This is a genomic window from Serratia sp. CY81684 (assembly GCF_052166595.1).
Classification (GTDB): Bacteria; Pseudomonadota; Gammaproteobacteria; order Enterobacterales; family Enterobacteriaceae; genus Serratia; species Serratia nematodiphila.
Genome location: NZ_JBJNOO010000001.1, coordinates 917614 through 938570 on the forward strand (window position 1 = coordinate 917614; position 20957 = coordinate 938570).

A 20957-nucleotide genomic window follows, 5' to 3' on the forward strand; every position below is an offset into this window, starting at 1 on the left:
TCGGCGCAAAGCTGTTATGCTTATTTGAAGTTACGCGGTCACTGAAGAGCTCAAGATGAAATATCAGCAACTGGAAAATTTGGAGAGCGGTTGGAAATGGAAGTACCTGGTGAAAAAGCATCGGGAAGGGGAACTCATTACCCGCTACATTGAAAACAGCGCTGCTCAGGAGGCGGTTAACGAGCTGCTGAAGCTGGAAAATGAGCCGGTAAAGGTACTTGCATGGATTGCCGCTCATATGAATCCGGAACTGGATAACCGGATGAAACAAACGATCCGCGCCCGCCGCAAACGTCATTTTAACGCAGAACATCAGCATACGCGTAAAAAATCTATCGATCTGGAGTTTTTGGTTTGGCAACGATTGGCTGCCCTGGCGCGCCGCCGTGGCGTTACGCTGTCGGAAACCGTCGTGCAGCTTATCGAAGACGCTGAACGCAAAGAAAAGTATGCGAACCAGATGTCGTCGTTGAAAGAAGACTTGAAGGCGATTCTTGGCAAAGATCCCAAGTAAGCGCGTGAGAACGTCTCTATGGCGCCAGGCATTGAATGTTCTGGCAACAAGAGGACGAAAAAAAACCCCGCATTGGCGGGGTTTTTTATTAGGCGAGTAAACTTAGCCCTGAGGCTGAGTTACAACGTCTTTGATACCTTTAACTTCGATCTCTACGCGACGATCTGGTGCCAGGCAAGCGATCTGAGCTTTGGTAGCGCGGCCAGATTTGTAGCCACAGGTGTTGCCTGTAACTGCATCTGCTTCACCCATACCACGTGCAGAGATTTTGTCTGACGGGATGCCTTTGGAGACCAGGTAGTCAACAACGCTCTGTGCGCGTTGTTCAGACAGTTTCTGGTTGTACTGGTCAGAACCAACGGCGTCGGTGTAACCCAGAACAACTACGGAGCCGTCTTTAGGATCCATGGAGCTCAGCTGGGTGTACAGCTGATCCAGAGCCTGCTGGCCTTCTGCTTTCAGAGTAGATTTGTTGAAGTTGAACAGCACGTCAGACTTCAGAGTGAAACGCTTGGTTTCAACAACTGGAGCTGGAGCCGGAGCTGGTGCTGGAGCAACTACGTCATCCTGACCGAAGCGGTAAGAAACGCCCAGGCTCAGCATGGTGTTGTCTGGACGTGCGCCAACGGTACCTGCGTCACCGATGTTGCTTACGAACTGGTAATCCAGGCGGGTAGCCCAGTTTTTGGTCAGTGCGTATTCAACACCAACAGCAGCCAGCGGAGAAACGCCGGTGTCGTGGTCGCTCAGACGCTGACCAGTACGGCCGTAGTTAGCTTTGGAGTCTGCACGCCATACCATACCACCCAGACGAGTGTAGATGTCCAGATCGTCAGCAATTGGGTAGCTCAGTTTAGCGGCCAGTTGAACGCCCTGCGCTTTGAAAGCACCGTTGTTCACGCTGCCTTTGTAAGGCATGCGGCCGAGCCAGTCATAGCCCAGCTCGAAGCCCAGGTATTGGTTTGCCTGGTAGCCCAGGAACGCGCCGGCACCCAGCTGATCTTTATGGGTTGGGCCGTTGCCGATACCGTTCTGGTAACCGTTGCCGTAGAAGCCAACGTCATGGTACTGGGACCAGCCCAGTTTAGCACCGGTGTACCAGGTGTTATCTTTTGGAGCGGCTTGCGCTACGGTAGCGAAACCTGCCAGTGCCACTGCTAATGCGATAGCTGTCTTTTTCATTTTGCGCCTCGTTATCATCCAAATAGGCAATGAGCTTTAAAGCTGTTTAAGCCCTTGGTTAAATTCCTTCGCCAAGGTTTAAGCCCTCGTTTGTTACTCGCCAGTTTTTCTGACGTTATAGAGCAACCTTGGCGATGTAAAGTCTACAACGTGGCGCGAAAGTTACAAGTGTGATGTGATAAGGCTCTAAAAAAAAACGCGGAATCGTACATATTTGCTAACATTCTTAGCCTAAAAAAGCGGCGATTCATCGAGCGTTTTTGCCTGCCAAACCGCAGCCGGACTCGCTTTTTGCCTTCCCCCACAAAGGTTCCGCTTAGGGGGTGCGAAAATGATGGGAAAAATCCTAAATTTACTTAATGATACAAAGAAGAGTGAATTTTTAGGGTGGAACAGTGTCCGTGAGTCGGGCTAATGTCACGTTGAGGGCGCATGATAAACCCATAGGCATTACCCAATTCTGCCGCACGTCTTAATTTTAGACGATCCTCCTCCGTTAGCTCGGGCAACCAGCCGAGAACCACGCTGTAATTTCCCGTTTGCAGCGCTTTTTCCATCGCCTCAACCGTATTCACCGGGCTGATCTGGCTCAATTGCACCATTTTATCTACAGGCAGACCGGATTGCTGCAGCCATTGCTTGCTTAATTTTTGCTGCGGCGTCAGCCACAGAAGCCAGCGAGACTGCTTGCCCAATTGCAGCAGCAGGGGCAACAGTAATTGAGCCACTGCGGGCTGGCACTCGTTGTAAACAAGTTCACTGATCAAGCCATTCTCTTTGCCGATATCCGTGTTCTTCGCAACATTGCGCGTTGTATAAGAGCCATGGCCGAAATGAGGTTGGTAGAGTGATTGAGTACGCATAAAGTTCCCGCCCGTCGTGTTACTGTATGTTTATACAGTATCCCTGATTTAGGATAAGATCAACCCAAATTTTCGTAATGGCTCGCATAATTGCGATCATTTTTTGTACCGACGGTTTTTGTGATTGGCAGGCGGGCGGATAGTGCGTATTTTTCTAATTAGTTGTTCACGTTACTTTTTTCATTGATGAGAGAAATAATACGGCCAGAACCTAAAAAGGAGGAACGCTATGAAAAGGATGTCGACGAGAAGAATCGCGCAGGCTAAAAATTGCTTTGCGGCGCTGGGCGCCATCACAACACGATCACAGTTTGGCGGCTATGGGCTGCTGGCTGAAGGGGTAATGTTTGCGGTGGTAGCTGAAGGTGAATTGTACTTGCGGGCTACGGCGAGCATGGAACCGGCCTTTCGTGCCCGGGGCATGGTCAATATGGTCTATTCCAAGCGCGGTGTGCCCATCACCTTGCGCTATTACTGGGTTGACGAGTCGCTGTGGCGGGAACGCAACGAGCTGGTAGGGCTGGCCTGGCAGGCGATCAGGGAAGCACGCCGGGAGCAGCGGCTCAAGGCTGGCGATCACGGCAGATTGAAGGCGTTGCCAAATATAGATGTCAACATGGAGCGCTTGCTATGGCGAGCGGGTATTCGCAATGCCTATGACCTGAGGCTGCATGGCGCTAAACGTAGCTATCTTCGCCTGCTGCAACAGCAGACCAATCTGGGTCTGCGCGTGCTGCTGTCGCTGGGCGGCGCGATAGCCGGTTATCATCAGGCGGCATTGCCGACCGAATTGCGTAACGAACTGGTGCGCTGGTTCGATCATACGATGGCTATGCGCCGCTATGGGCATGAGCCAGTAGTTCAGGGCCCATCAAGCGGGCCCTGAATAATTAGGTTGCCTTATTGATTTGGGTATGGAGTGCGGTGAGTTCCGGCAGCAGCTCGAGCATTAGCCCCACCTGCTGCAAGACCAACTGTTCTTTGCTTTCAGGTTCTGGAACGGCTGTGCGAATGCGCTCCGCCAGCTGTTCCAGCGCTTGCGCAATACGCTGGCTGTTCCGTTCTTCCTGATGCAAGGCGCCGTCCACGTAACACACGGCATCATTGAGCAGATCGAGTGTGGCAGGGGTATTCAACCGCTCGCGGTGCGCCCCCAACGCCGAGATATAACTCAGGAGAGTGTGGTTCAGGCAGAGCAGACGGAAGGCGGCTTCTTGCAACGCCTTGTCGGCCTTGGGATCGGCGGACATGTTGGAGATGACCGAAGCCAGTTCTGCATCGCTGTTGTGGGCATCTCGCCGCGCGATGCGGTAAGCGAGCCCGTTATCCTTACCCTGATGATATTGCACCAGAATGGCGTCCAGATAGCGACAGTTGGCATTCAGCGTTTTATCCACTATCGCCGGCAGTTGGCGGAACTTCCAGTCCGGCCAGATAAAGCTGACCGCCGCCCAGGCGATGGCGCAACCCAACAAGGTATCGTAAACGCGCGGGGCTGCTACTTCGAAACCTTCACCCAACAGGTTAAAGCACAGCAACACAAGCAGCGTAATGAACATCGTTGCATGGGCATACTGCACGGTGCGAAAAGCGAAGAACAGGACACCGGTGATGACGATCAACACCAGTTGTCCTTCCACGGAAGGCACGAAATAGAGGATTGGCAGGCCGATCAGGATACCGGCCAGAGTGCCGATGATGCGCAGCGCCAGGCGCCGGCGGGTTGCGTTGTAGTTCGGTTGGCAGACGAACAGGCTGGTCAACAGGATCCAGTAACCGTGTTGCATGCCGGTGAACTGGATGAAGGCGTAACCCACGCACAGCACTACCGACATGCGGATCGCATGGCGGAACAGGGCCGACTGCGGCGTCAAATGGCGGCTGATGCGCAGTCGGATGTCGCTCCAGCCGGTTAAGCGATCGTCGGCCAGGCTGTTCTCTTCCGCCTGCCCGCTGGCCAGCGTTTGCTCTGACTCGATATTGGCCAGCTGCGCATCGATCGCATGCAGGTTTTTCAGCAGGTGCGCCAGCGCTTTGGTTTGCTCTGAATTGCCCTGGGTTTCGGCTATGCGTGCCAAGGCCTCCTGAATGCGGCTGAAGGCTGGCTCAAAACGCGGGTTGTGCTGGTATTTTTGCCGCAGCAGGATCGATTGTGCCAGTTGGCGGCAGGCGCGCGCCTGCATGCTCAGCAAACGCTGGAAGCGGAATAAAATATCGCTGTGACGGAATTGCCGGCTGAGCGCGTGGTACTGAACATGGGAAGAGCTGGCGCGTTCGTGGATATCCTGCGCGACAAAATAGTAGTGCAAGGTGCGGCGGGTGCCGCGTTGGCCGCGATCGCCTTTCAGGCGCGTCAGCAGCGAGGCTTTGGTCTGGTTCAGCAACGCGACCAACGCGCTGTTGGCCATCGCGACATCCATCCATGGCAGGTCGGCGTCGCGTTCGGCGTCGGGATCGAACAGGTTGGCCTTGGCATCCAGATAGTTGGCCAGCTGCTCGTAGCAGCGCGCCAGGTTCTCTTGCAGCGGCCGGATAGGGAACAGCAGGTGGCCCGCCAGCGTCAGCAGGTTATACCACAGCGCGCCGATCACCAGCAGCAGCGGTTGCTGATACCAGGCATCGTACATGGCGGTGCCGAGCATGGTGTAAACCGCGATCAGCAGCGCGCCGAAGGCGATGGTGGCGTAACGTTGCCCTAAGGCGCCCAGCAGGATAAAACCGCAGGTTGAGGTGGTTAAGCCAAGGGCGAACAACCAGGGATAGGGAAACAGCAGCTCGATTGAAGCGGAGGCGACAAAGAAGCACACCAGCGTGATCAGCAGGTTGCGTAACCTGCCGGCCAGGCGGTCGTCCAAATCGGTCAGTGCCGCTGCCACCACGCCCAGCGTCAGCGGGATAGTCAGCTTGGGAATGCCCAGCCACCAGGGAACGGCGGTGGTGCCGATCAGCGCAATAAGAATGCGCAGGTGGTACAGCAGATTGCTGTTGTAGGTATAACGACGTACTGCGGGTGCAAAAGAGAGCACAAAAAACTCCTCAAACGGAGAAAAAATTAACGCTGATGATAGTGGCGGCGAGCATTCTCAATACGCGCTTGCTGAGCCATTTCTACCGAGACGACGCGGCGCCCCACCGGCCACAGCGCGATGGCGGCTATTTTGAAATTGGCGATACCGACCGGAATGCCGATGATTGAAACGCATTGCACGATACCGGCGGCGATGTGTGACAGGCACAGCCACCAGCCGAACAGCACCAGCCAGATAATGTTGAGCAGGGAGCCGCCGGCGGAGAGCAGCGCATTGCTTTTCTCCGGGTACAGTTCATCGACATGTATTGCCTCGTTGCCGAACGGCACCAGCGACAGCTTGGTGATTTCCCAGCAGGAGCGAGTGAGCGGCAGCGTGATGACCAGCAGCACGCTGAACACTGTCGCAATGAGCCAGCCTAGCGTGGTGAAGAAACCGCCCAACACAAAATTAAGAATATTCAGTACAGTACGCATAGACGTCATTCTGCTCTAATGATAGCCAAACCGCGATGCGGGCGTATTCACGATAAAAACGCAAAATCTATTCTACCCTTTTTTTAGCGCTAGAGTGCCACTGCTTATCGCAGGTAAACTGGCAGATATCCGTTATTTACTCTCAACATAGTCATGGCGCGACGATATGGAACTTAAAGCGACATCGCTGGGGAAACACCTGGCTCAGCACCCTTATAACCGCGTGCGGTTGCTGCACGCCGGCGTTGAGGTGAGCGGGGAAAAACATGAATACCTGATCCCCTTCAATCAACTGATTCAGGTCAGGTGCAAGCGCGGCATCGTCTGGGGCGAGCTGGAATTTGAATTGCCGGACGAAAAAGTGGTGCGGCTGCACGGTACCGAATGGCAGGAAACGCAGCGTTTTTATCACTATCTGCAGCAGGCGTGGCAGCACTGGAGCGCCGAAATGAGTGAGGTCAGCGCCGGCGTGCTGCAACAGCAGGTGGCGCAGATTCAGCGCATTGAGCAGCAAGATAAATGGTTCAAAAAGTCTGAGCTGGGCAAGCTGCAGCAGCAAATTCGTGAGGCTTTCTCCGCGCTGCCGATGCCGGTAGCGCGCCTGGATGAATTCGATAACTGCCGGGCCGATTACCATCTGTGTCTGCAATGGCTGCAGCAGGGGCAACGCAGCGTTGAACAACGCAACCGGCAGTGGACCGATCGCATGCTGGAGCAACATCACGACTTCTTCCAGACCGTCGAGAGCTCGCCGCTCAACGACGCCCAGAGCCGCGCGGTGGTCAATGGCGAGGATTCCGTGCTGGTGTTGGCCGGCGCCGGCAGCGGCAAAACGTCGGTGCTGGTGGCGCGCGCCGGCTGGCTGCTGCGCCGTCAGGAGGCGGAGCCGGGGCAAATCTTGCTGTTGGCGTTCGGCCGCCAGGCCGCCGGCGAGATGAACGACCGCATCACAGAACGTTTGGGCGATGTCGGTATTCAGGCCAAGACCTTCCATGCCTTGGCGCTGCAAATCATTCAACAAGGCAGCCGCAAAGCGCCGGCCATCAGCCGGTTGGAAACCGATGCCAAAGCGCGCAAAGCGCTACTGATTACCCATTGGCGCCAACAGTGCGCGGAGAAGAAAGCCCAGGCCAAGGGGTGGCGTCAATGGTTGACTGAGGAGCTGGAATGGGAAGTGCCGGAAGGCGACTTCTGGCAGGATAAACGCCTCGCGGATCGGCTGGCGGGCCGGCTCGAGCGATGGCTGGGGTTGATGCGCATGCACGGCGGCAGCCAGGCGGAAATGATTGAGCAGGCGGATGAAGACATCCGCGATCTGTTTTCGAAACGCATCCGGCTGATGGCGCCGCTGCTGAAAGCCTGGAAAAGCGCCTTGAAAGAGGAAGGGGCGGTGGACTTCTCCGGCCTGATCCATCAGGCAGTCAACATTCTCGACAAGGGGCGCTTCGTCAGCCCGTGGAAACATATTCTGGTCGACGAATTTCAGGATATCTCACCGCAGCGTGCGTTATTGCTGGCGGCATTGCGCCGACAGAACAAGCAGACCAGCCTGTTTGCGGTGGGGGATGACTGGCAGGCGATTTATCGCTTCAGTGGCGCAGAGTTGACGTTAACCACGGCTTTTGCCACCCACTTCGGCGAAGGGGCGCAGTGCGCGCTGGACACGACTTATCGCTTCAACGAACGTATCGGCGAGGTGGCCAACCGGTTCGTGCAGCAGAATCCGCACCAGCTGAAAAAACCGCTCAACAGCCTGAGCAAGGGCAATAAAAAGTCGGTGGCGATCCTGCCGCACGAGCAGTTGGAACCCTTACTGGACAAGCTGAGCGGCTACGCCAAGCCGGATGAACGCATCCTGGTGCTGGCGCGTTACCATCATCTGAAACCGGAAGCGTTGGCGAAAGCGGCCACCCGCTGGCCTAAACTGAATCTGGAGTTTATGACCATCCACGCCAGCAAGGGGCAGCAGGCGGAATACGTCATCATTGCCGGTTTGCATGAGGGGCGTGACGGTTTCCCCGCCGTGGCGCGCGAGTCGGTGTTGGAAGAGGTGCTACTGCCACGGCCGGAGGATTTCCCGGATGCCGAAGAACGCCGTCTGCTGTATGTCGCGTTAACTCGCGCTAAACATCAGGTATGGTTGTTGCAGGATCGTGAGCACCCTTCGGTATTCGTTGAACACCTGCAGGATCTTGGCGTACCGGTGCAGAAAAAACCGTAAGCTCGGGCCTGGCGGCAGCCAGGCCCTGAGGACTACTTCAGGCGGTCTTGCAGGTAGCGCTGATAGTCGGGGATAGCGATCTCCACCTCGCTTTTGAACAGCGGAGAGTCGATCAGAAAGTCCGCGGTCGAGCGGTTGGTGGCCACCGGAATATTCCACACGGTCGCCAGCCGTAGCAGCGCCTTCACGTCCGGATCGTGCGGCACCGCGTTCAACGGATCCCAGAAGAAGATCAGCATGTCTATCTTGCCTTCCGCAATCAGTGCGCCAACCTGCTGATCGCCGCCCATCGGGCCACTCAGCATGCTGGTGACGGGAATGCCGCTGGCGCGCTGTATCAGGTTGCCGGTCGTACCGGTGGCGTACAGCTGATGCTGCGACAGAATAGTCTTGTGGCTTTCTACCCACTCCAACAGGGCCTGTTTGCGGTGATCGTGCGCCACCAGCGCAATGTGTTTGCGCGCGGCGATAGTGCGGGTAGTCAATTCCATCTCGGTGTCCTTCGCTAATCAGGGGGATGTGCGACAGATTACTGAAACTGTTTTTCACTGCCTAGCGTTTGCGCCTGAAAATGCGAAGAAAAGGCGCCTTTGCGGGGAAAGACGCCGGGAGGGATCAGCGAATCGGTTGTTTATTGGCCCAGCGCAGGAAGCGCTTCTGTGTTTCCTTGTCGGCCTGTTGGAACCAGTATTGCAACATCTGTTCCGACACGTTTTCACCTTTCAACGTCACCGTCGGGGCATTCAGCGGTGCGCCGGCCAACGCGGGGGGTGAGGGATTGCCTGCGTTCGCCTGCACAAAGGTCGGAACGGAGGCTGGGCGGTTCTGGCGGTTGTAATCGGTCATCACCTTTTCCAAATCGGTATTGAAGGTGACGCTGTCGGGATGCAGCGCATCATGCCGGAATGGCAAGGCGTTGCCGTCTTTATCGACCACCAGATAATTTAACGTTCTGTCAAAGCGTTGCGCATCACGATCGTTCTCGATGCGCGGCAGTTCGATCGCCACTTGGCTGATCTTTTGCGTATTGAAGCTGGCAACCAGCGGCAGGGAGGTATAGGCCTGTGTATGCTGGCCGGAACGTACGGTTTTGGTCACTTTAAACAGCAACTGGTGCTGCCCGCCATCCAGTTCAAGGCTGTCGGCACCTTTTAACAACGAACCTGTCATTTTCTTGCCGTCGACCACCAGCAGGTCGATGTCCGGGGAGAGTTTCAGGGTCGTAGCCGCGGCAGGCATACTGATGCTGAGCAACGCCGCAACCACCAGACCAAATTTCATCATTATCTCCTTATAAAGTGACGTAGCTCTAAGTGTTGAACACGGCATAGGTTGTGTCAAAATTTTTCAATCGGGTATTTTGTTTACATTTTTACATATTTTATCGCGATTAGACATGACCGTGCGCAGCTGAACCGCGACAGCCTCTGACCATAAGATTGCGGTGAAGTTTCCTTCGCATTAGCGTTTAACCGAGCGAATGCCGATCGGTTACACTCGAAATGGAAAGTGACGCAGTGATAAACGGGAGTTGAAGATGCAAGATCAAGAGATTGTTGAGCTGTTGCAGCAGGTGAAAACCATCGCGCTGGTCGGCGCCAGCGATAACCCGTCGCGGCCCAGCTATGGTGTGATGGCATATCTGTTGGCACAAGGGTATCAGGTGATACCGGTCAGCCCAAAACTGGCGGGGCAGACGCTGCTGGGGCAGCAGGTTTACCCTACGCTGGCCGCTATCCCACAGCCGGTGGATATGGTTGACGTGTTTCGCAATTCGGAGGCGGCTTACGGCGTGGTGCAAGAGGCGATAGCGATCGGCGCCAGGGCGCTGTGGTTGCAGATAGGGGTGATCAACGATCAGGCGGCAGCGCTGGCGCAACAGGCTGGGCTGCGCGTGGTGATGGATCGCTGCCCAAAAATAGAAATCCCGCGTTTAGGGCTGGAGCGCTAAATAAAAAAAGGGCCTGGCGCGATGCCGGGCCCTCTCGGGGTTTCTCAGGTCTTGGCGCGGTCAATTGCGCAAACGTGGCGCCTGTAACTGGTGACGGATGGATTCCGCCAGTTCATCCAGCGATGGTTGCTCGGGATGTGCTTCCTGGGGCTCACCGTCCAGCTGCGCTTCCGCCAGATAGGTGTGCACCGGTTGGCCTTCCTCGTCTTCCATCACCACGTGGTACCAAGGGGCGGAACGCAATTCGTCGTTCGCCGCTATCTCGTCAGCTTTGGGTTGTTCTAAAGAGTATTCCGGATCGATATCGATAACGACCCCCAAATACCCCAGCAGTTTATGCCTAACCTGTTGTCCGATACCGAATTTGCTGGCAATCATGATGACCTCCTGAGAAACAATGCCTTGCTCATATATGGGGGCAAGGCAGCGCATTTCAAGTTACATCACCCGACAAGCGAAGCCTTTCAGATACAGCCCTTCAGGATACGTGGCGATCACCGGGTGATCGGCAGCCTGGCGGAACTGCTCTATAAATTGTACATCACGTCCGGCATCTACAGCGGCATCGGCCAAAATTTTCTGGAACAGGTCGGTCGGCATCAGGCCGGAGCAGGAGAAGCTGAGCAGAATGCCGCCTGGATTCAGCAACTGCAGCGCCAGCATGTTGATGTCTTTGTAGCCGCGGCAGGCGCTGGCCAGCTGATTCTTGTTCTCGACGAACTTAGGCGGATCCATGATGATCAGATCGAATTTTTCGCCTTGAGCGCGGTAGTTGCGCAGCAGCTGGAACACGTCATCGCGAACGAACTCCGCCTTGTTCAGGTCAAGCTTGTTGAGTTCGACGTTCTGTTTGGCGATGTCCAGCGCCGCCTGCGAGGTATCCACGCTGATCACCTGCGCGGAACCGCCCATCAGAGCGGAAACGGCGAAGGCGCCAGTGTAGGAGAAGCAGTTCAGCACTCGGCGGCCGGCAGAGTAGTTCCGCGCCGCCAGGCGGCTGTCGCGTTGGTCGAGGTAGAAACCGGTCTTGTGCCCTTGCTGAATGTCCACCAGCAGCTTCATGCCGTGCTCGGTAATAGGCAGGAGTTCCGGCGGCAGATCGCCCAGCACCGGACCCTGCGCCAGCGGCAGGCCTTCTTTTTTACGCACCGCAACGTCGGAGCGATCGTAAATCGAACATTCCGGGTAGCAATGCTGCAGGGCGGAAAGCAGGGCCGGGCGCTGGTATTCGGCACCGGCGGACAGCAGCTGCAGCACCAGGAAATTCTGGAAGCGATCGATAGTGATGCCCGGCAGGCCGTCGGACTCGCCGGCGATCAGGCGGTATCCGTCCAGACCGTCACGCTGCGCGACCCAATCACGCCAGCTTTGCGCTTGCTGCAGGCGGCGAATGAAGAAATCGATGTTAATCTCTTCATCCTGTTGGAAAGTCCAGACGCGTGCGCGGATCTGCGACGCGGGCGAATAGGCGCCGCGCGCCAGCCACTTGCCCTGGCTGTCGAGGATATCGATGGTTTCACCGGAGAGGGCTTTACCCTCAACACGTTGAACGGCGCCGGAGAACACCCAAGGGTGGCGACGGAGTAAGGACTTTTCACGTCCTTTGGCGAGATGTAAGCGCATGGTTAAACTACTTTTTATTCAATGGGTTAATTGGCGGGTTTGAAGAATTGCCAAAATAAGTTCGTCATCATAGCTGAATCTTACGGTGTTCACTACCGCGTTGGCTCGGATTGTATCGCGTTATCTCTGCTGACGTCACACCGAACAGAGAGAAAGTGCAGCCTTCAAACTGAAGAAATGACAGCTTAAATAGGTGTATTATAGCGAGGTAGAGATGAACGCACGTCGATTAGCGTGTGAAGGCGCCTCGTTACCTGTAGGCGCCGATATTCGTCTGAGGCATTATGCTTTATAGGAAATAAGGCTGAATAGTAATGTTTTATTTTAATTAAGAGTGTTGCTGATTGTTTTTAAGATATGAATTGAAGGGAGTGCACCAGTGAGGATTTTTTTGTTTTTAATTTTTTTTATGACGACTAACACAGTATTAGCTAACGAGTGGGTTTTTTATGGTGATGAAAACGCTATAAGTGATGGAGTATTAAAGATTTCGGTTCAGGCCGGGCATTATAAAATTTCATTTCCACCCACTGCTAACCCAAACTCAGGTGCTGTGTTGATTAACGGCGAGCGATTTTACGGTAACCGTTATTTTGGATTCGACGGCGAGCAAGCGGACAAAATGATTGATAGGTTATTAAAGGTAAAAAATGCTCGGGTTGAATATGATGATCGTTTTAAAACGAAAGTCGTTCGCAAGTTGGTTGATTTTTCTGATGTTACATCATCCCTCGATAATTTGAAAAAAAATCATTGACGCCTCTAATATAATCGTCAATGGAGCAGATGGCTTTACTCGAAATAGGAATAGCGCTGCCGCTTGGTTGTTCGACCGTAAGTGTAACAGCGACGGCGGGTCGACGGTGCGCTTTCTTGTGAGCAAGCAGAGCCCATCATTCAAGGGAGGTGATTTGTTAATTAATTGATTATTATCGTTTTGTTGTCGTGTTAATTGACTTCAGGCTGTCGTTTGCCTCACGGAGGAAAGCCTATCCTTCGGGTGACGGTTTGTAAGTTTTTTGTAAGTTTTTTGTGATTTTTAGGTTTTTTCGCATTGACAAAAATCTTAACTTAATCTGTTATTGAGCACCTGATGTTTATTGTTTAGATGTTAGGATTTTTCTTAAATGACTAAAGAAAGAAGCTTATCGTTTGATTTTTTGAAAGGGTTGCTTATCTTGCTCGTCATCGTGGGACATGTATTGCCTGGCAGTGCTGATGTTGGTTTACGTGGGGCAATATATTATTTCCATATGCCGCTTTTTCTAGGGGTGACGGGCTATTTTGTTCGGCGCTATTTTCTTGATGGCGGCGTAATTAGCGTGCTGAAAAAGTATCAGTGGCGAATGATAATTCCTTATGTGTTGGCGTTCGTTGTTTACAGTGTTTATTCTCTCTACTCCTCAGAAGAAGTAGGCTTAAAGCAACTCATCGGTCTATTTCTCTACCCCTACTATCATCTTTGGTATATCCCAGCAGTGATCATATTTGTGCTATATACTATGGTCATTTACAAGAGTAATTTCTTACTCGGTTTCTTTCTGTTCATTTCCGCCATATTGTCTATTGTCTGGTACTGTTACGCCGACACGCTGGAAAACCAATATGCCTGGCTGAAATTCATTGGTGATAAGCGTTTCTATTATTACTACTCCTTCTTTTTATTAGGCTTCCTGGTGGGGGATAAGAATTTTTACGGTAATCCGCTGGCATTGTTCGCTATCGCGTTGGCCGTAGGTATATTAGGGTATTATGAACCGAGCGGGGCACTGCTGGATGCCGCCTCATGGTTTGCATTTAATGCTGCGCTGTTGTTGTTGATGCTGAGTTTGTGTAAGCGCCTGAAGTTAAGAATTGAGGGCTTAGTGGTAAAAATGGGGCAGGTATCTCTGCCTATTTATCTTTGGCATGTGTTACCCATTTTGCTTGTCGGAGCAATGGTCGATAAGGATACGTCAGGTTTTTATCTCAGCGTAACGGCCATTATTTTCGCTCTGATCATCATATTTATCCGTTTGCGTGGCAAAAGCAGATTTATCGACTCTTTCTTTTACGGGGAAAGGGCCAACTGGCTATCCGCCGAAAAATAGAACGTCTGTCCCGGCCGAGGGGACTCGGCCGTCTGCTTTTTACGTAAGCCTCCATTAGACAAATTGTTGTCCTATGGCTCCCCGTCTCTTTATCTTTTGATTGAGTTTCTATACTCAATACATCCTTATTCTTTAGACAAGACAACAGGGGGGCGATTATGACACAAGTTTGCATTGCTGCGTATGTGTATGGCGTGGTGCAGGGGGTAGGGTTCCGCTATTCCACTCAGCGGCAGGCTGAGGCGTTGGGGGTGACCGGCTATGCGCGCAATCTCGATGACGGCAGCGTTCAGGTGGTGGCCTGCGGCACACAGGCGCAGGTGGATAAGCTGGTGGAGTGGTTGAAACAGGGCGGTCCGCGCAGCGCGCGCGTTGAACGCGTGCTGGTGGAGCCGCAGGGGGTGGCTGATTACGCCGGGTTTGGCATTCGCTATTGAATGCTCGCCTGCAGCTGCGCTGCAGGCTGTGCAGTCAGATGCATTTCACCGGCTTCGGCAACCCGGCTATCTTGGTGGCTTGTTTGGCCGGCCCTTTCGGGAACAGGCGATACAGGTAACGGCTATTGCCTTTTTCCTCACCGTATTTCTGTGCCATGGCCTTGACCAGCATGCGAATAGCCGGCGAAGTATTGAATTCCTGATAGAAGTCGCGCACGAAGCGCACCACTTCCCAGTGTGCTTCGGTGAGCACGATTTCTTCCTGCGCGGCCAGCAGCGGCGCCAGGCCCTCATGCCAGTCGGCGCTGTTTTTCAGATAGCCCTGCGCGTCAGTGTCGATAACCTGACCTTCAAACTCCAACATACTGCCTCGATAACGGATAATTCGGAACGGCCGCCAGTTTAGCAAATTTTTTCGGCCGCCAAAAACAAAGCCCCGCCGGAGCGGGGCCTGGAAGGCATGCGTAACGCGCGATCAGTTGCTGCGGGCGAAGCCCAGAATGCTCAACAGGCTGATGAACATGTTGTAGAGCGACACGTACAGGCTAACGGTGGCGCGAATGTAGTTGGTCTCGCCGCCGTGAATGATGTTGCTGGTTTCCCACAGGATCGCGCCGGCGGAGAACAGGATGAACAGCGCGCTGATAGCCAGGTGCAGAGCAGGGATCTGCAGGAACAGGTTGGCGATCACCGCCACCAGCAGCAACACAAAACCGGCCATCATCATGCCGGACAGGAACGACATGTCTTTACGGGTAGTCAGCACATACGCCGAGCAGCAGAAGAACACTGCGGCGGTGCCGCCCAGCGCCAGCATGATCAGATCGCCCGCGCCGGCGTTCAGGAACGAACTGAGGATCGGGCCGAGGGCGTATCCCATGAAACCGGTCAGCGCGAAAGCCGCCAGAATGCCCGCCGGGCTGTTGGCCAGTTTATGGGTCAGGAACATCAGGCCGTAGAAACCGACCAGCATCAGCAGCAAGCCTGGTGCAGGCAGACCCAACATTGTACTGGCGGTCGCGGTCAGGGCTGAGAAAGCCAGGGTCAGGGATAACAGGAAATAGGTGTTGCGCAGGACTTTATGCGTGCTGAGCAGCGAGTCGCGCGAAGAAGATGAGACGACAATGCGGTCCATAATGCTCTCTCTTATCAGGCCATCACAAAATAATCCCGATGATAGGCAGCGCAAGGGCTTGATTAAAGTTTGTTTACCAATCTTTACCCTTAGTTATCATTATGGCAACAGCGGGGTGGGTGTTCGTTTGATCGCCGCTTGCTTTGCCTGTGGCGATTTTTCGCGCGGTTGAACGCGTTCGGGCTTTACAAGCGAATAAGGTCTGTTTATAGTGCGCGTCGTTGCGGAGGGGTGGCCGAGTGGCTGAAGGCAACGGTCTTGAAAACCGTCGACGGGAAACCGTTCCAGAGTTCGAATCTCTGCTCCTCCGCCATACATTCTGACCCCGTGCTCTCTGAGCACGGGGTTTTTTGCTTTTGCGTGCGGATAAACCGGGGCGCTTTTGCAGGAAACGCGATCGGCTATTGATAAGGGCCATGCGTCGGTGAGATTATGCACCTATCAAGGCCGGCCGCTCGGATGCCTGCTGTTGCCAGGCGTTACCGCTGCGACAAGCAACGCCGCCTTATCAATTTCGCTTAATGCTCTTATGGAGACAGAGATGAACTGGTATCAAGTCGCCTTATGGACCATGATCTTTTTGAAGTCCGGCGCTTTCCTGGTGTTCGTATGGTGGTGGATGTTCAAACGCGCGACCAAACCTTATGTGCGCCCGCAAGACGTCGTGGTGGACGATAAGCCGTATGACGATAGCCTTACGATGGAAGAGGTGATGAAGAATCACGGCATCGTCCGGACTGAAAAACAGATCTGATCGTCGAATGTCTGCCCTGCTATAAACCCGAGCCGGTGCGTTCGGGTTTTTTATTCCTGCTATTTCTCTTTCTGCATTTTTCTCCCCCTAGCGTGATCAGCCCCTGTAGCGATTTATTAGAATGATTTATCTCTCGGTATATTAAAAAATATACCCCAAAGATGGCTTTGTATTTATAAAAAAAGATATATTCTAGTCTGGCACGTTTAACCTCATTGGTTGATGGATGAAATTAATGGAGGCTGTTTTTGATATGTATAGATATCCAAACGTAGTTGGCATCGCGTTTCTGTTCTACTCCTATATCGGTAGGCTAGATAATTTTTAAGGTGGAAATAAGCTAACCCTACGTGGGCGCTAAGAGGGCTAATTAAGAAATTTAAGATTTTTACCTGTGTATTTTTCTTTTTATTTTCAATGGTTTTTCGTTTTTATCCCACATCATACTTCATGCAGAAATGGGCATGCTCATTTAACCTGAGTAGCAAGCCTGCATACCAGGCCCACTCTTTTATGATGCGTCGCTTACCATCTATTGCCTGATTCATTTTTTTATTGTTATGAAAATTATTTGATTCGATGTTGCAATCTTTTTGCCTTTGGAATTAATATGTTCTGCATCTGGCGGTGAATGAGATTTTTCCCATTGCTGGATATATTTTCAAATACACTTGGATATATATAAACATATACCTTCAAATATAAACTTTGAGATGGCAGGATGCTGTCAATGCTCTGCTATTGTCTAAGCTTCGTTAGCCTCTGAACGGTTTAATGGTATAGGTCGTTTTATATATGCTCTTTCAGCGAAGAAAGTAATGGAGTTTATTATGATTAAGCAAGGTATCTCTTTGGCGGTATTGGCTGCCGCGTTAACTTCTGTGAGCGTAACGGCGGCAGATAATTCTGCCGGTGGCGTTATTTCGTTTAGCGGTGCCGTTACGGATACCACTTGTACCATCAACGGTGGAAAAAGCGCTGACTTTACCGTTGCGCTCAGCCCAATTTCCGTCACTGATGCGGGCACCGTCGTTGGGCCAATCACCAAAAACAAGAAATCTTTCTCGCTGACGTTTTCCGGTTGCACGCCGGCTGCGGGAACGGCCGGCACACCGTTGAAGATCTACTTCTCTTCGGCGAATAATATCTCTACCGACGGAAAATATCTGTTAAACAGCTCTGTTAATGAAAGCGACGCCGCCGTAGCAAAAAACGTCGGTTTCTCTTTGGCTGAGCCGGGTTCATCCACGCCGATTCCACTGAATGTGCCTTATCTCACCAAGATCAAAGGCGATAAAACGGCACCTGATGCAGAAACGCTGACGTTGGATGCCTACTACTACAAGACCAATGTGACTGCCGCGAAAGTAGGGGAATTGAGCTCCAACGTGACTTACACCATTTCTTACCTGTAATCGCAATTAAGCCAGGCCTGTGCCAGAGGCCTGGCTTCTGAGGTGACTATGAAACAATGCTTAATCTTTGTTGGGCTATTTTTCAGCAGCTTTTTCGCCGATGCCAATATTGTAATTAATGGAACGCGTGTTATTTATCCCGCAAAAAACAAAGATGTTATCGTTCAGTTGGTGAACAACGGTAACGATCCGGCGCTCGTGCAGGCATGGATTGATGACGGTGATATAAACTCGACGCCTGAGACGGCAAACGTACCGTTCTTGTTATCGCCACCGGTGGTGAAAGTGGCTGGAAATAATGGACAGCAATTGCGCATACAGAAAATGGGTGCCGCGCTTCCTGGCGATCGTGAGTCTGTATTTTATTTGAATGTGTTAGATATTCCACCCACGCCGGAGAATTTGCAGGGTGTCAATACGCTGCAGTTGGCCATAAAGTCGCGTATCAAGCTATTTTATCGTCCGGCAGGATTAAGCAGCAACGCTAATGCCATAACGGATTTTATTGAGTTACAGGCGGCAGGAGCGGGATTTAAGGTTATCAACAAAAGCCCTTATTTTTTTACGTTGGCCAATGTTGACCAGAAAGGCAAGAAAAACCTGTTGGTCGATTCAGTGATGGTCGCGCCATTTTCCAGCCTATTTGCCGCGACGAAGTCTGGAGTGAGCCGAAACGTCCCTTATACCCTGCTGTATATCGACGACCTGGGGGCTTATAAATCTAAAGCCATTACTGCCCGCTAACGTGAAGAATAGCAATGAAGCTTAAAATAAAATTGCTTTCGATACTGACCGTATCTGCATTCCTCTCGCCGAATAAAGCATCGGCAATGAAATTTGACACCTCTTTATTGGCAGGAGCATCCCGCGAGTCAGACCTGTCGCGCTTTTACCTCAACAATGATATGCCGGCGGGAACCCAGACTGTCGACGTTTATGTCAACCAAAGCTGGAAAGGCCGATTCTCGCTGCTGTTCGGCGAGCACCAAGGCGATATTCGCATTGCCGGTCGCGATGCTGCTTTATTGGGCATCGATCTGAGCTCATTGCCCGTCGTTGCGGATAACGACCGTATTCCCATTGATAAGTTGGTGCAAGGAGGGCGTTTCGATTTTGACGTGGCGACGCTTAGCCTGAAGTTGACGGTACCTCAGTCGCGAGTCATTCGCGCAGAAGCCGGCTATGTTGACGCCAAATTTTGGGATCGTGGCGTACCGGCGTTGTTGTTGGCTTATAACGCTACCTATTACCACGTGCAATCGTTGCAGGGCGATAAAGCGTCTGCTGATGATTTTTATACCGGCCTGGAGTCTGGGTTCAACCTGGCCGGCTGGCAATTCAGAGACAGCAGCAATTTCCGTAGCAGTTCGCGGCAAGGTAGCGATTGGCAAAATAATACTCGCTATGTGCAGCGTGGCTTCGCTGCCATCAAATCAAACTTGACCATGGGCGATTTTTACTCGCCGGGCGATTTGTTCGACTCTATCCGGGTACGGGGCGGCGCCTTAGCGTCTGACATCAATATGCGCCCCAATTCACAGCAGGGGTTTTCTCCGATAGTGCGGGGTGTCGCACAGAGCAACGCCTTGGTGAAAGTGCTACAAAATGGCAACCTGATCTATCAGGAGAACGTCCCGCCGGGCGCCTTTACGTTGGACAACATCTTGCCTACCGGTTCCGCGGGTGATCTGCTGGTGGTGGTCAAGGAAGCGAACGGGCGAGAGCAGTCCTTTACCGTGCCGTTTTCCGCCGTACCCAATATGTTGAAGCAGGGTGTCAGCAAGTACGGCCTGGTAGCCGGTAAAGTCAATCAGGCAAATACCGACTACTCTCCCGCTTTCGTTCAGGGCACGCTGCAGTATGGATTCAATAATCTGGTCACCGGTTATGCCGGCACGATCCTCAGTGAGGATTACCGCGCCTGGCTGCTCGGCAGTGGCTGGAACTTGCCGATCGGCGCAGTATCCGTCGATGTGACTCAAGCCTCGACGTCTTTGCAGGATCGCACAGAGGATGGGCAAAGTTTTCGCATTGCCTACAGCAAATTTCTGGATGCCACCGCGACCAACTTCACGCTGGCCGCTTATCGTTATTCGACGAAAGGCTATTACAGTTTCAACGATGCCATCTATACCCATCAAGGTTACCGAGAACGCGACAAACGCTTCCATGACTACTGGAACAGCCATGATGACGATGAGCTTGCACCGCTGGATTTGAATACCTGGGATGCCGTTCGCGCCGCTCGTCCGCGCAATACCTTCAATCTGAACCTTAATCAACGGCTCGGTGAGGGATGGGGAACGCTGTATTTTTCCGGCACCCAGCGTGACTACTGGTCGGATACGAATAAAAGCCGGGAATATCAACTGGGGTATTCAAACGCCTTTGAACGTATCAGTTATAACGTTTCCGCCAGTAGGGTAAGAAACTCCGATCGAAAAGAGGAGACGCGATTTTATCTTTCGCTGAGCGTGCCGCTGTCGATATTCGACAATAATGCCTATCTCAGCACCGGCTTGTCGGCTACCGATTCACATTATCAACAAAGCACGCTGAGCCTGAGCGGTAATGCGCTGGAATCGAACCGACTGAGTTATGCGCTTGCCGGCAGTAATCAAAGCGGTGGCAACAGCATGGCGAGTGTGAATGCAGCCTATCGCGCCAACGCGACGACCGTCGGCGGCTCCTACAGCGAATCCTCTGACTATCGACAATTGGGTATGAGCGCCCGCGGCAGCCTGGTGGCGATCCCTTGGCATTTGCTGGCGTCAAACGAAATGGGTAACACCATGATGGTGGTGGACGCGCCTAAAGCCAAAGGGCTGATGGTGAACGGCGACGAGAGCATCGTCACTAACGACGAGGGATTGGCTTTGGTGCCGTACGCGACGCCTTACCGGCAAAACTCCGTAACGTTGTCGGATTCCGGCAATAGCTCCGGGGCGGAGATCGTCGGCAATATCGCCAACAGCGTGCCTTATGCCGGCGCCGTCAACTATTTGAGATTCGAAACCGATCAGCGTCGGCCTTATACGCTTCGCGCCTTTAAGCGTGGCGATGTGCCCTTGCCATTTGGTGCGGAGGTGGCGGATCAAAGCGGACACGCCATTGGCTTCGTCGGGCAGGCCAGCGTCCTGTATCTGCGTGTGGAACAGCAACCCACGTCGCTGGAAGTCAGGCTGAATGACGGTATCTGCAAGATTGAACGCCCGCAAATCTCGATGGACAGCGCAGCCAACATTTGTCGATAAAAGGATAATTACA

At 53.0% G+C, this 20957-nt stretch carries 21 protein-coding genes and 1 tRNA gene; 12 read left to right on the forward strand and 10 right to left on the reverse strand.

Going from position 1 to position 20957, the window contains the following annotated elements; translation table 11 throughout:
- Positions 1–55 precede the first annotated feature (55 nt).
- The gene (matP, locus tag ACJ8QF_RS04435; RefSeq protein WP_004928138.1) at positions 56–514 is read left to right on the forward strand and encodes a macrodomain Ter protein MatP; all 459 of its coding nucleotides are present in this window, start codon (positions 56–58) and stop codon (positions 512–514) included.
- A 102-nt stretch (positions 515–616) separates the two neighbouring features.
- Here the strand turns inward: matP and ompA are convergent, their stop codons facing one another.
- Positions 617–1696 (reverse strand): porin OmpA, encoded by a 1080-nt coding sequence (gene ompA / locus ACJ8QF_RS04440; protein ID WP_004928134.1) that lies wholly within the window; start codon positions 1694–1696, stop codon positions 617–619.
- A gap of 356 nt (positions 1697–2052) precedes the next feature.
- Positions 2053–2559: an SOS-induced cell division inhibitor SulA gene (sulA, locus tag ACJ8QF_RS04445; RefSeq protein WP_442537299.1), complete on the reverse strand. Its 507-nt coding sequence runs from the start codon at positions 2557–2559 to the stop codon at positions 2053–2055.
- 229 nt (positions 2560–2788) lie between these two features.
- Between sulA and ACJ8QF_RS04450 the strand changes: the two genes are divergently transcribed.
- A complete protein-coding gene (locus tag ACJ8QF_RS04450; RefSeq protein ID WP_171453721.1) occupies positions 2789–3445 on the forward strand; it encodes a TfoX/Sxy family DNA transformation protein in 657 nt (218 codons plus the stop codon).
- 4 nt (positions 3446–3449) lie between these two features.
- On the opposite strand, the gene yccS is transcribed toward ACJ8QF_RS04450, so the two are convergent.
- Together yccS and ACJ8QF_RS04460 are read right to left on the reverse strand one after the other, a co-directional pair.
- Positions 3450–5585 carry a YccS family putative transporter gene (gene yccS, locus ACJ8QF_RS04455; RefSeq protein WP_197752813.1) on the reverse strand — a complete coding sequence of 712 codons (2136 nt, stop codon included), beginning with the start codon at positions 5583–5585 and terminating at the stop codon, positions 3450–3452.
- Between the two features lie 26 nt (positions 5586–5611).
- A complete protein-coding gene (locus tag ACJ8QF_RS04460) occupies positions 5612–6064 on the reverse strand; it encodes a YccF domain-containing protein (RefSeq protein WP_004928120.1) in 453 nt (150 codons plus the stop codon).
- A 166-nt stretch (positions 6065–6230) separates the two neighbouring features.
- Here ACJ8QF_RS04460 and helD point away from each other — a divergent pair, with 166 nt between their 5' ends.
- Positions 6231–8285 carry a DNA helicase IV gene (gene helD / locus ACJ8QF_RS04465; protein WP_280630695.1) on the forward strand — a complete coding sequence of 685 codons (2055 nt, stop codon included), beginning with the start codon at positions 6231–6233 and terminating at the stop codon, positions 8283–8285.
- A 32-nt stretch (positions 8286–8317) separates the two neighbouring features.
- On the opposite strand, the gene ACJ8QF_RS04470 is transcribed toward helD, so the two are convergent.
- Both ACJ8QF_RS04470 and ACJ8QF_RS04475 read right to left on the reverse strand, forming a co-directional pair.
- The gene (locus tag ACJ8QF_RS04470; protein WP_004928114.1) at positions 8318–8776 is read right to left on the reverse strand and encodes a methylglyoxal synthase; all 459 of its coding nucleotides are present in this window, start codon (positions 8774–8776) and stop codon (positions 8318–8320) included.
- Positions 8777–8900: 124 nt separating this feature from the next.
- Positions 8901–9566, reverse strand: a complete 666-nt coding sequence (locus ACJ8QF_RS04475) for a DUF2057 family protein (protein WP_121976526.1) — start codon at positions 9564–9566, stop codon at positions 8901–8903.
- 256 nt (positions 9567–9822) lie between these two features.
- On the opposite strand from ACJ8QF_RS04475, the gene ACJ8QF_RS04480 reads away from it, so the two are divergent.
- Positions 9823–10236 (forward strand): CoA-binding protein, encoded by a 414-nt coding sequence (locus tag ACJ8QF_RS04480; protein WP_280630694.1) that lies wholly within the window; start codon positions 9823–9825, stop codon positions 10234–10236.
- A gap of 60 nt (positions 10237–10296) precedes the next feature.
- Here ACJ8QF_RS04480 and hspQ read toward each other — a convergent pair whose 3' ends face one another.
- Together hspQ and rlmI are read right to left on the reverse strand one after the other, a co-directional pair.
- Positions 10297–10614, reverse strand: coding sequence for a heat shock protein HspQ (gene hspQ / locus ACJ8QF_RS04485; protein ID WP_004928104.1), 318 nt, complete (start codon positions 10612–10614; stop codon positions 10297–10299).
- 60 nt (positions 10615–10674) lie between these two features.
- Complete coding sequence (rlmI, locus tag ACJ8QF_RS04490) at positions 10675–11859, reverse strand: 23S rRNA (cytosine(1962)-C(5))-methyltransferase RlmI (protein ID WP_280630693.1); 1185 nt, start codon at positions 11857–11859, stop codon at positions 10675–10677.
- A 379-nt stretch (positions 11860–12238) separates the two neighbouring features.
- On the opposite strand from rlmI, the gene ACJ8QF_RS04495 reads away from it, so the two are divergent.
- From ACJ8QF_RS04495 to yccX, 3 genes are all read left to right on the forward strand, one after another.
- Positions 12239–12616, forward strand: a complete 378-nt coding sequence (locus tag ACJ8QF_RS04495) for a hypothetical protein (protein ID WP_280630692.1) — start codon at positions 12239–12241, stop codon at positions 12614–12616.
- Positions 12617–12986: 370 nt separating this feature from the next.
- Positions 12987–13949 carry an acyltransferase family protein gene (locus tag ACJ8QF_RS04500; protein WP_280630691.1) on the forward strand — a complete coding sequence of 321 codons (963 nt, stop codon included), beginning with the start codon at positions 12987–12989 and terminating at the stop codon, positions 13947–13949.
- Between the two features lie 158 nt (positions 13950–14107).
- Complete coding sequence (yccX, locus tag ACJ8QF_RS04505; RefSeq protein WP_004928098.1) at positions 14108–14386, forward strand: acylphosphatase; 279 nt, start codon at positions 14108–14110, stop codon at positions 14384–14386.
- Positions 14387–14420: 34 nt separating this feature from the next.
- Here yccX and tusE read toward each other — a convergent pair whose 3' ends face one another.
- Positions 14421–14750: a sulfurtransferase TusE gene (gene tusE / locus ACJ8QF_RS04510; protein WP_004928095.1), complete on the reverse strand. Its 330-nt coding sequence runs from the start codon at positions 14748–14750 to the stop codon at positions 14421–14423.
- Between the two features lie 111 nt (positions 14751–14861).
- Positions 14862–15521, reverse strand: a complete 660-nt coding sequence (gene yccA / locus ACJ8QF_RS04515) for an FtsH protease modulator YccA (protein ID WP_280630690.1) — start codon at positions 15519–15521, stop codon at positions 14862–14864.
- Positions 15522–15746: 225 nt separating this feature from the next.
- On the opposite strand from yccA, the gene ACJ8QF_RS04520 reads away from it, so the two are divergent.
- From ACJ8QF_RS04520 to ACJ8QF_RS04540, 5 genes are all read left to right on the forward strand, one after another.
- Positions 15747–15834, forward strand: a tRNA-Ser gene (locus tag ACJ8QF_RS04520).
- Positions 15835–16062: 228 nt separating this feature from the next.
- The gene (locus tag ACJ8QF_RS04525; protein WP_275095689.1) at positions 16063–16275 is read left to right on the forward strand and encodes a hypothetical protein; all 213 of its coding nucleotides are present in this window, start codon (positions 16063–16065) and stop codon (positions 16273–16275) included.
- 818 nt (positions 16276–17093) lie between these two features.
- Positions 17094–17690 carry a fimbrial protein gene (locus tag ACJ8QF_RS04530; RefSeq protein WP_422067152.1) on the forward strand — a complete coding sequence of 199 codons (597 nt, stop codon included), beginning with the start codon at positions 17094–17096 and terminating at the stop codon, positions 17688–17690.
- Between the two features lie 48 nt (positions 17691–17738).
- Positions 17739–18434 carry a fimbrial biogenesis chaperone gene (locus tag ACJ8QF_RS04535; RefSeq protein ID WP_275095691.1) on the forward strand — a complete coding sequence of 232 codons (696 nt, stop codon included), beginning with the start codon at positions 17739–17741 and terminating at the stop codon, positions 18432–18434.
- Between the two features lie 14 nt (positions 18435–18448).
- Positions 18449–20944: a fimbria/pilus outer membrane usher protein gene (locus ACJ8QF_RS04540; protein WP_442537300.1), complete on the forward strand. Its 2496-nt coding sequence runs from the start codon at positions 18449–18451 to the stop codon at positions 20942–20944.
- Positions 20945–20957: the final 13 nt, after the last annotated feature.

Bases quoted from the DNA above. Each gene is read 5' to 3' on its own strand.
- matP (WP_004928138.1), top strand. From the start codon at position 56: ATGAAATATCAGCAACTGGAAAATTTGGAGAGCGGTTGGAAATGGAAG.
- ompA (WP_004928134.1), bottom strand. From the start codon at position 1,696: ATGAAAAAGACAGCTATCGCATTAGCAGTGGCACTGGCAGGTTTCGCT.
- sulA (WP_442537299.1), bottom strand. From the start codon at position 2,559: ATGCGTACTCAATCACTCTACCAACCTCATTTCGGCCATGGCTCTTAT.
- ACJ8QF_RS04450 (WP_171453721.1), top strand. From the start codon at position 2,789: ATGAAAAGGATGTCGACGAGAAGAATCGCGCAGGCTAAAAATTGCTTT.
- ACJ8QF_RS04460 (WP_004928120.1), bottom strand. From the start codon at position 6,064: ATGCGTACTGTACTGAATATTCTTAATTTTGTGTTGGGCGGTTTCTTC.
- helD (WP_280630695.1), top strand. From the start codon at position 6,231: ATGGAACTTAAAGCGACATCGCTGGGGAAACACCTGGCTCAGCACCCT.
- ACJ8QF_RS04470 (WP_004928114.1), bottom strand. From the start codon at position 8,776: ATGGAATTGACTACCCGCACTATCGCCGCGCGCAAACACATTGCGCTG.
- ACJ8QF_RS04475 (WP_121976526.1), bottom strand. From the start codon at position 9,566: ATGAAATTTGGTCTGGTGGTTGCGGCGTTGCTCAGCATCAGTATGCCT.
- ACJ8QF_RS04480 (WP_280630694.1), top strand. From the start codon at position 9,823: ATGCAAGATCAAGAGATTGTTGAGCTGTTGCAGCAGGTGAAAACCATC.
- hspQ (WP_004928104.1), bottom strand. From the start codon at position 10,614: ATGATTGCCAGCAAATTCGGTATCGGACAACAGGTTAGGCATAAACTG.
- rlmI (WP_280630693.1), bottom strand. From the start codon at position 11,859: ATGCGCTTACATCTCGCCAAAGGACGTGAAAAGTCCTTACTCCGTCGC.
- ACJ8QF_RS04500 (WP_280630691.1), top strand. From the start codon at position 12,987: ATGACTAAAGAAAGAAGCTTATCGTTTGATTTTTTGAAAGGGTTGCTT.
- yccX (WP_004928098.1), top strand. From the start codon at position 14,108: ATGACACAAGTTTGCATTGCTGCGTATGTGTATGGCGTGGTGCAGGGG.
- tusE (WP_004928095.1), bottom strand. From the start codon at position 14,750: ATGTTGGAGTTTGAAGGTCAGGTTATCGACACTGACGCGCAGGGCTAT.
- yccA (WP_280630690.1), bottom strand. From the start codon at position 15,521: ATGGACCGCATTGTCGTCTCATCTTCTTCGCGCGACTCGCTGCTCAGC.
- ACJ8QF_RS04525 (WP_275095689.1), top strand. From the start codon at position 16,063: ATGAACTGGTATCAAGTCGCCTTATGGACCATGATCTTTTTGAAGTCC.
- ACJ8QF_RS04530 (WP_422067152.1), top strand. From the start codon at position 17,094: ATGGAGTTTATTATGATTAAGCAAGGTATCTCTTTGGCGGTATTGGCT.
- ACJ8QF_RS04535 (WP_275095691.1), top strand. From the start codon at position 17,739: ATGAAACAATGCTTAATCTTTGTTGGGCTATTTTTCAGCAGCTTTTTC.
- ACJ8QF_RS04540 (WP_442537300.1), top strand. From the start codon at position 18,449: ATGAAGCTTAAAATAAAATTGCTTTCGATACTGACCGTATCTGCATTC.